Source organism: Pseudonocardia pini (assembly GCF_013870575.1).
Classification (GTDB): Bacteria; Actinomycetota; Actinomycetes; order Mycobacteriales; family Pseudonocardiaceae; genus Pseudonocardia; species Pseudonocardia pini.
The window spans coordinates 1-8,082 of the sequence record NZ_JACBXB010000197.1 but is presented as its reverse complement, the minus strand read 5'-3'; the positions used below and the strand labels follow the sequence as shown (position 1 = coordinate 8,082).

Annotated in this window: 10 protein-coding genes; 6 read left to right on the top strand and 4 right to left on the bottom strand. The window is 72.8% G+C overall.

All coding sequences use genetic code 11. The annotated features are described in order from the left end of the window. The coding region (locus H5J29_RS13645) for a glycosyltransferase family 2 protein (RefSeq protein ID WP_246393831.1) at window positions 1–1,076 on the bottom strand (1,076 nt) is incomplete at its 3' end. 348 nt (window positions 1,077–1,424) lie between these two features. Between H5J29_RS13645 and H5J29_RS13640 the strand changes: the two genes are divergently transcribed. From H5J29_RS13640 to H5J29_RS13620, 5 genes are all read left to right on the top strand, one after another. Next, window positions 1,425–2,327, top strand: a complete 903-nt coding sequence (locus tag H5J29_RS13640; RefSeq protein WP_181781318.1) for a glycosyltransferase family 2 protein — start codon at window positions 1,425–1,427, stop codon at window positions 2,325–2,327. 237 nt (window positions 2,328–2,564) lie between these two features. Continuing rightward, window positions 2,565–3,239 (top strand): energy-coupling factor ABC transporter permease, encoded by a 675-nt coding sequence (locus H5J29_RS13635; protein WP_246393830.1) that lies wholly within the window; start codon window positions 2,565–2,567, stop codon window positions 3,237–3,239. Continuing rightward, a complete protein-coding gene (locus tag H5J29_RS13630) occupies window positions 3,236–3,574 on the top strand; it encodes a PDGLE domain-containing protein (RefSeq protein WP_181781317.1) in 339 nt (112 codons plus the stop codon). Before H5J29_RS13635 ends, H5J29_RS13630 begins: the two co-directional genes overlap by 4 nt. Next, entirely contained in the window at window positions 3,575–4,339 is a 765-nt protein-coding gene (gene cbiQ / locus H5J29_RS13625; protein ID WP_181781316.1) for a cobalt ECF transporter T component CbiQ, read from the top strand. It begins immediately after the preceding gene. Beyond that, window positions 4,336–5,103: an energy-coupling factor ABC transporter ATP-binding protein gene (locus tag H5J29_RS13620; RefSeq protein ID WP_312858205.1), complete on the top strand. Its 768-nt coding sequence runs from the start codon at window positions 4,336–4,338 to the stop codon at window positions 5,101–5,103. The genes cbiQ and H5J29_RS13620 overlap by 4 nt, the downstream gene beginning before the upstream one ends. A 71-nt stretch (window positions 5,104–5,174) precedes the next feature. On the opposite strand, the gene H5J29_RS13615 is transcribed toward H5J29_RS13620, so the two are convergent. The 3 genes from H5J29_RS13615 to H5J29_RS13605 are packed head-to-tail and all read right to left on the bottom strand — an operon-like array spanning window position 5,175 to window position 7,721. Beyond that, complete coding sequence (locus tag H5J29_RS13615) at window positions 5,175–6,410, bottom strand: SPFH domain-containing protein (RefSeq protein WP_312858204.1); 1,236 nt, start codon at window positions 6,408–6,410, stop codon at window positions 5,175–5,177. A 10-nt stretch (window positions 6,411–6,420) separates the two neighbouring features. Beyond that, window positions 6,421–6,852, bottom strand: a complete 432-nt coding sequence (locus H5J29_RS13610; protein ID WP_181781315.1) for an NfeD family protein — start codon at window positions 6,850–6,852, stop codon at window positions 6,421–6,423. Between the two features lie 44 nt (window positions 6,853–6,896). Beyond that, window positions 6,897–7,721, bottom strand: a complete 825-nt coding sequence (locus H5J29_RS13605) for a DUF3097 domain-containing protein (RefSeq protein WP_181781314.1) — start codon at window positions 7,719–7,721, stop codon at window positions 6,897–6,899. Window positions 7,722–7,868: 147 nt separating this feature from the next. Here H5J29_RS13605 and H5J29_RS13600 point away from each other — a divergent pair. Further along, window positions 7,869–8,082, top strand: a 214-nt coding sequence (locus tag H5J29_RS13600) for an Rv1486c family protein (protein ID WP_512700115.1), incomplete at its 3' end; no start/stop codon positions are given.

Sequence of the window (8,082 nt, the reverse complement as noted above, 5' to 3'; positions counted from 1 at the left end):
CCGTTCAGGAGACTGCTCGCGTGCCCGTTCGCGTACCCGTTGGCCGGGGCGTGCGCGTTCACGGCGTACCCGTTGTCCGCGTGACCGTTCTGCGCCGCGTGGCCGTTCTGGGCGTGGGCGGCGGTGCCGTTCGGGGCGGTGCCGTTCGGGGCGGCGCCGTTCGCCGCGTGTCCGTTGACCGCGTGTCCGTTGACCGCGTGTCCGTTGACCGCGTGTCCGTTGACCGCGTGTCCGTTGACCGCGTGCCCGTTGACCGCGTGCCCGTTCGCGGGCTGCGGGCGGGGCGCGGCGGCCGCGGGGACCTCCGCCTCCAGCGCACCGAGGGTCTGGCCCTTCCTGCTGGCCCGGCGCCGCTCGGCCGCCAGCGTGCGCAGCACGCGGGTGCCGTCGGCGAAGGTGCGCAGGTTGGTGTCCCCGAACATGCGCTCGCGCTCGTAGGACGGCACCTCGGTGACCCGCAGCTCGGCGGCCGCGACGCGGCAGGCGAGGACGGTCTCGATCTCGAACCCGTCCCCCCACAGCATCGACCCGTCACCCGGCGCTGGAGCGTCCACCGCCGGCAGCTCCAGAAGCGGCAACAGGTCGGCCCAGAAGGCGTTGTAGCCGTAGCACAGGTCCGAGTGCCGGGTGCCGAACAGCATGTTGGCCACGCCGTTCAGCCCGGCGTTGCCGCTGCGGCGCAGCAGCGTGATGTCGTCGCTGCCGCCCCCGCGCGCGAAGCGCGTGCCCTTCGCGAAGTCCGCGCCCCCGATCAGGGCCGAGACGAACGCGGGGATCTCGGCGGGGTCCGCCGAACCGTCCGCGTCGAACATCACGATGATGTCCCCCGTGGCGGCCGCGAAGCCGCATGCCATCGCGTTGCCCTTGCCCTTGCGCGTCTGCTCGACGATCCTCACCCACGGCAGGACGCGGCGGGCGGTCTCCACGGTCCCGTCGACGGAGTTGCCGTCGACCACGATGACCTCGTGCACGGCGGGGCGCACGGCCGCGATCGCGGGCAGCACCACCTGGAGGTTGCGCGCCTCGTTGCGGGTCGGTACCACGACGGACACCGTCGGCTCTTGACTGCGCTGCATCGCAGTTCTCCCCCTCATCGCACGTCCTGTGCGTGTCTACTGACGTCTTGGCGTCCGACTGCTGCAGGTCGAGCTGTCACCCGTTTCTCCGTCATCAATCGGGTTATCTGACGACCGCACGGAAGCGTTACGTGACCCCCGTCGACTGTGATGCTGCGGTTGTCACCCGATCGGACCGGCATGCGCCACACCATCGTGACTCCGCGGTGGCCGCCCTCGTCCGGATGCACGTCACGAACCTAACGGACAGTGCCGTCGGCCCACCGACCCGGGCCCGTGCGAACCCTCGGTAGAGTGCCCGGCCATGCGCTCCGACCTCCCGTCCACCCACTCCGACCTGCGCACGCGGTGACCGTCGGCGGCCCGGGCGGACTGCCCCTCGGCTACCAGCCGACCATCTCCGTCGTCGCGGCGGTCACGGACGGCGACGAGCACCTCGGCGAGACGATCGGCTCCGTGCTGGCCCAGACCGAGCGCGAGTTCGAGCTGGTGCTGTTCGACAACGCCAGCCGGGACTCGACCCTCGAGGTCATGCGCTCGTTCTCCGACCCGCGGATCCGGGTGGCCCGCACGGGCGAGCGCCTGCCCCGCAGCGAGGCCCGCAACCGGGCGCTGCAGCTCTGCCAGGCCCCGTTCGTCAAGACCGTCGTGGACGGCGACCTGCTCCACCCGCGCTGCCTCGAGCTGCAGTCCCAGCCGCTGCTCGACGACCCGGGGCTCGCGATCGTCGCCGCCCGCAGGCACGTGGTGGACGACCGCAGCCGCGTCCTGGTCCCGCGTCGCGGGCTGAACGGGCTCATCGGCACCCGCAGCGGGGACGAGGTCGCGCGCAAGATCGTCCGCAGCCGGGCGAACCTGATCGGCGACGCCTGCAACGTGCTGTTCCGCCGGGAGAGCTTCGCCGCGGCGGGTGGCTGGCGCGGCAGGCGTGACGAGCTGCTCGACCTGGACTGCTGGCTGCGCCTGCTCCACCACGGGGACTTCCTCGGCCGCCCGGAGCCGTTGGCCGCCGTCCGCATGAACTCCTCGCCCGGCCAGCCGGGCTACGCGGACCGGGTCCGCGGGGAGCACCACGCGATCGTCGCCGAGCTCACGGACTCCCCCACCTACCAGGTCCGGGCGATCGACCGGGCGCTCGGCGCGATGACCGCGCCGGTCGGCGCCGTCCGCCGGGCCGGCCTGGGCGTGATCGCGGCGCGGTCGGCGAAGCGGTCCGAGAAGGAACGGGCCAAGGAGCTCGCGGACGCCTGACGGGCGCCCGAGTCCGGGAGTGGTCACGCTCGGGGTCACGCAGGGCAGTCGACACCCGGCCGTAGCGGCACGGTCCAGCCCAGGTGACCGGCATCACCCCCTCCGAACGAACAGTCGCACACCCACTGCTCTCACCAAGACTTGGCAACAACCACGCCGAGGTGTTGAGCTGTAGGAACGCGTCGACCCCGGCGCCGTCGGACGGTTCCTGGAGGCCCCGTGGTCACCGCGATGCACATGAGCGACGGGCTGGTGAACGCCCCGACCGCGCTGTTGTTCGGCGCGATCGCCGTCGTCGGCCTGGCGTTCTGCCTGATGAGGGCCCGCGCGGACCTCGACGAGCGCACCGCGCCGATGGCCGGGCTCGTCACGGCGTTCGTGTTCGCCGTCCAGATGATCAACTTCCCGATCCTGCCGGGCGCGAGCGGGCACCTGCTCGGCGGCGCGCTCGTCGCGATCCTGGTCGGCCCCTACGTCGGTGCGGTCTGCATCGCGATCGTGCTGCTGGTGCAGGCCCTGCTCTTCGCCGACGGCGGCCTCACCGCCCTGGGCACCAACGTCACGAACATGGCGCTGATCGGCGTCTTCACCGGCTACGGCGTGGCCCTGCTGCTCCGCCGCCTGGCGCGGCGTGGCAAGGGCGGGCTGGTCGCGACCGCGTTCGTGGCGGCCTTCGTCAACACCGTCGTCGCCTCCCTCGGGTTCGTGCTGCAGTACGCGGCCGGCGGCGCGGGCGGTGCCTCGCTCGGCACCGTGTTCGCCCTGATGGTCGGACTCCACGCGCTGATCGGGATCGGCGAAGGGGTGATCACCGCGGCCACCGTCGGCGCCGTGGCCGCCGTCCGGCCGGACCTGGTCTACCTCCTGCGCGGGACGGCACCCGCCCTCGTCCGGAAGGAGGCCTCGGCATGAGGGCCCGGTTCTGGATCGGCTTCCTGGTCGTCGCGCTCGCCGTCGCGGGCGGGCTCTCGTACTTCGCCAGCTCGGACCCGGACGGCCTCGACACGGTCGCGCTGAACGGCTGCACGGTCACCGAGACCACCGCGGGAGAGCAGCTGGACGGCACGTGCATCGCCCAGAACGCGGGCGAGCACCACACGGCGGGCTCCCCGCTCGCGGACTACTCGGTGTTCGGCGGGGACGGGACCGTCGGGCTCGCGGGCGTGATCGGCGTGCTCGTGACGCTCGTCCTCGCGGGTGGGCTCTTCTGGCTGCTCCGTTCGCGCACCCCGAACCGGAGGGAGTAGGTGGGCGCGGGCCACGCCCATCCGCTGCACCTGCCGCGCGAGTCGGTCGTGCACCGGCTGCCTCCGCAGATCAAGATCGTCGCGGCGTTCCTCGGCGTCCTCTGCGTGGTCGCCACCCCGCGCGAGGCGTTCCCGGTGTTCGCGGGCTACCTCGCGGTGCTCGTCGGCGTGTGGGTCGCGGCCCGGATCCCGCCGGGCTGGATCCTGCGGCGCTCGCTGATCGAGGCGCCGTTCGTGGTGCTGGCGGTGCTGCTGCCCTTCACCGGGCCGGGGCCGCAGGTCGAGTGGCTCGGGCTCACGCTGTCCGAGCCCGGCCTGCTCGGGGCGTGGAACATCCTGGTCAAGGGCACCCTCGGCGTCCTGACGTCGTTGACCCTCGCCGCCACGACGCCCATGCGGGACCTGCTCGTCGGCCTGCAACGGCTGCACGCCCCCGCGATGGTGACGACGATCACCACACTCATGCTGCGCTACATGGAGGTCATCGCGGGCGAGGCCCGGCGGATGCGGCTGGCCCGGCTCTCCCGCGGCCACGACCCGCGCTTCCTCTGGCAGGCCGGCGCGACGGCCCGCGGCGTCGGGGCGCTGTTCCTGCGCTCCTACGAGCGGGGCGAGCGGGTCCACCTGGCGATGCTGTCCCGCGGCTGGACGGGTGCGATGCCGGTCCTGACCGCCGACACGACCACCCGGGCCGACTGGGTCCGCGGCCTCGCGCCGGTCGGGATCGCCGCCCTGCTGGCCGTGACGGGGTGGGTGATCGCGTGACCCAGCTCCAGACGGAGGATGTGCGGGTGCCCGTCGCCCCGCCGTCGCTCCTCGTGCGCGACCTGCTGTTCGCCTACCCCGACGGCCACCAGGCCCTGCACGGCGTCGACCTGCGGATCGAGCCCGGCGAGCGGGTGGCCCTGCTCGGGCCCAACGGGGCGGGCAAGACGACCCTCGTGCTGCACCTCAACGGGATCCTCGCCGCGGGCGCGGGCTCGGTGGAGATCGCGGGCCTGCCGGTGGAGAAGCGGCACGTCCAGGAGATCCGACGGCGGGTGGGCATCGTCTTCCAGGACCCGGACGACCAGCTCTTCATGCCGACGGTGCGCGAGGACGTCGCGTTCGGCCCGGCGAACTTCGGCCTCGCCCCGGCCGACGTCGCGCACCGGGTGACCGAGGCGCTCGCGGCCGTGGGCATGGCCGAGCACACCGACCGCTCCCCGCTGCACCTGTCGGGCGGGCAGCGCAGGCGGGTCGCGCTGGCCACCGTGCTGGCCTGCGATCCCGAGATCCTGGTGCTGGACGAGCCCTCGTCGAACCTCGACCCGGTGGCCCGCCGCGAGCTGGCGGAGGTGCTGCTCGGGCTGGGCCGGACCATGCTGATGGTCACCCACGACCTGCCCTACGCCCTGCAGCTCTGCCCGCGCAGCGTGATCCTCGACGACGGCGTGGTGGTCGCGGACGGCCCCACCCGCGACCTGCTGGCGGACCGGGAGCTCCTGGCGAGACACCGCCTGGAGCTCCCGTTCGGCTTCGCCCTCTAACCGCGTTATGGAGCCACAACTGTCGTCTCCCCCCTCGCGAACGACAGTTGTGGCTCCATAATGCCCGGTGGTCAGCGGGGTGGGGCCTCCTCCGACCAGTCGCCCGTCGTCGGGACGCCGTTGGGCGGGGTCACCGTCTCGTCCCCCGCGCCGATGCCCAGCCGGGACGCGCCGCCGATCTCGCGCGGGGTCGGCTCGCCGATCGCGGGCACCTCCTGGTTGGCCTGCGCGGTGGCCGCCGCGACCTGCGCGGCGATCTCCGGGTCGCCGGAGGTGTCGAACCAGCTCCGGACGGACTCCTCGTCCTCCTCCGGACGGGAGTCGACGCCGTCGTCGGGCGAGGGGGTGTACTTGAAGACGCCGTCCTCGCCGGGGGCACCGAGCATCCGGGTGAAGCCCTCCAAGGCCTTCCCGAAGTCCGACGGCACCAGCCAGACCTTGCTCGCCTCGCCCTTGGCCATCTCCGGCAGCGTCTGCAGGTACTGGTAGGCGAGCAGCTCCGGTGTGGGGCGGCCGGCCTTGATCGCGGCGAACCGCTTCTCGATCGCCTTCGCCTCACCCTGCGCCCGCAGGTACTGCGACGCCCGGTCGCCCTGCGCCCGCAGGATCTGCGACTGGCGCTCGGCCTCGGCGTTGAGGATCGCCGCCTGCTTGGCGCCCTCCGCGGTGAGGATCTGCGCCTGCTTGTTGCCCTCCGCGCTGCGGATCGCGGACTCCCGCTGGCCCTCCGCCGTGAGGATGGTGGCCCGCTTCTCGCGGTCCGCCTTCATCTGCCGCTCCATGGACTCCTGGATCGACGGCGGCGGGTCGATGGCCTTGATCTCCACCCGCTCCACCCGGATCCCCCACCGGCCGGTGGCGTCGTCCAGCTCGCCGCGCAGCACGCTGTTGATCTGGTCGCGGGAGGTGAGCGTCTCCTCCAGCGTCATCCCGCCGACGACGTTGCGCAGCGTCGTCGTGGTGATCTGCTCGACGCCGGTGATGTAGTTCGAGATCTCGTACACCGCGGACTTCGGGTCGTTGACCCGGAAGTAGACGACGGTGTCGATGTTGACCGTCAGGTTGTCCTGCGTGATCACCGGCTGCGGCGGGAAGCTCACGACCTGCTCGCGCAGGTCGATCCGCTCCCGGATCCGGTCCACGAAGGGCACCAGGAACGCCAGCCCCGGGTCCTGGGTGGTCTTGTAGCGGCCGAGCCGCTCGATCACCGCGGCCGTGGCCTGCGGGACGATCTGGATCGACTTCGCCACCGTGATGACCGCGAACAACACGATCAGCACGACGACGACCAGCACTGTGATGTCCACGTCTCCCCCTCTACTCCGCGAGCACGAGTGCGGTGGCGCCCTCGATGCGCATCACCGTGACCCGCTCGCCTGGCTCCATGACCTGCTCGTCCAGGAAGGCGCGGGCGGACCACTCGTCCGGCCCGATCCGGACCCGGCCGCCGTGCCCGTCCACCCGTCGGGAGACCACCGCCGAGCTCCCCACGATCTTCTCGCTGTGCTGCTGGTAGCCCTCGATCGACTTCTGCGCCCGGCGCTTCAGCGCCGGGCGGACCCCGAGCAACAACAGCACCGACGCGACGGCGAACACCAGCGAGCTGCCGAGCCACTCGAGCCCGAACGCCGCCGAGCCCCCGGCCGCGGCCAACGCGCCCACGCCGAGCATCGCCAGGACGAACTCACCCGCCAGCATCTCCCCGGCGAGCAGCACGATCCCGGCGATCAGCCAGATCAACGGAACCATGTGACCAGCATGTCACGGGCGGGGTCACAGGGTGGTGCCGATGATCATTTCGGGTCGGTATCGACCGTCACGAAGTCGATCAGCTGCTCCACCGCGCCGATCAGGGACGAGTCCAGGTCGCGGAACGACTTCACCGCCCCCAGCACGCGTCGGGCCCCGTCCGCGGGCTCGCCCCAGCGCAGCGCCGCGCAGACCCCGGTCTTCCAGTCCGTGCCGCGCGGGATCCGCGGCCACGCCCGGATGCCGACGGCGGCGGGCTTCACGGCCTCCCAGACGTCGACGAACGGGTGCCCGGTCACCTTCACGTGCGGGCCGGCCACCGACGCCGCCTGCCGCGTCTCCATGGTGCCCGCGACGAGGTGGTCGACCAGGATCCCCAGCTTGCGGTGCGGCGCGGGGCCGAAGTCCCGGACGGCGGCGGCGAGGTCGTGCACGCCGTGCAGCGGCTCGACGACGATCCCCTCCACCCGCAGGTCGTGTCCCCAGACCGTCTCCAGCAGCGAGGCGTCGTGGATGCCCTCGACCCAGATCCGGGAGGCGCGGGCGGTGCGCGCCTTGAGGTTCCCCACCCGCACCGACCCCGACGCGCTGCGCACCGGGGCCTGCTTCGCCGCGGGCTTGACCAGCGTGGCCGGCGCACCCTCGTACAGGAACGCGGCCGGGCGCAGCGGGAACACCCGGCGCCTGCCGTGTCGGTCCTCGAGCGTCACGTCGCGGATGTCGACCCGCACGACCGCGCCGCAGAAGCCGCTGGCCGGGTCCTCCACGACGAGCCCGGGCTCGGCCGGGACCTCCGGGATCGCCTTGCGTGTCCGCGTGCGTGTCCCGTCGGTGCCGAACAGACCGCGGTAGTCGTGGGTGCGGGGCATGTCCGCGGTTGTATCCCAGGCCCGTGCGGGTGCCCGGGAGGACACGCCGGCGGGCACCGGAACGGCCTGACCGCTCACCGAACGTCACAGACCGTCACCCGCACGGCAGAGGCCGAGGCCCCCGGGACGGTGATTAACCTGGCGACCGTGCCCCGCCCCTCCGCCACCTTCGCGGTGTGGTCCTCGGCCTGGCTGGCCGGGTCCGCCGCACCGGACGACGTGCTGGACGCCCTGGTCCCCTGGGCCGAGGCGCACGACGTCGTCGCCGCCGACGAGGCCACGGCGGCCGCCACGGACCTCCCCGCCCCCGGCGCGCCCGTCTCCTCGTTGACCTTCCTGTTCGCCGCCCTGCGCCGCGCGC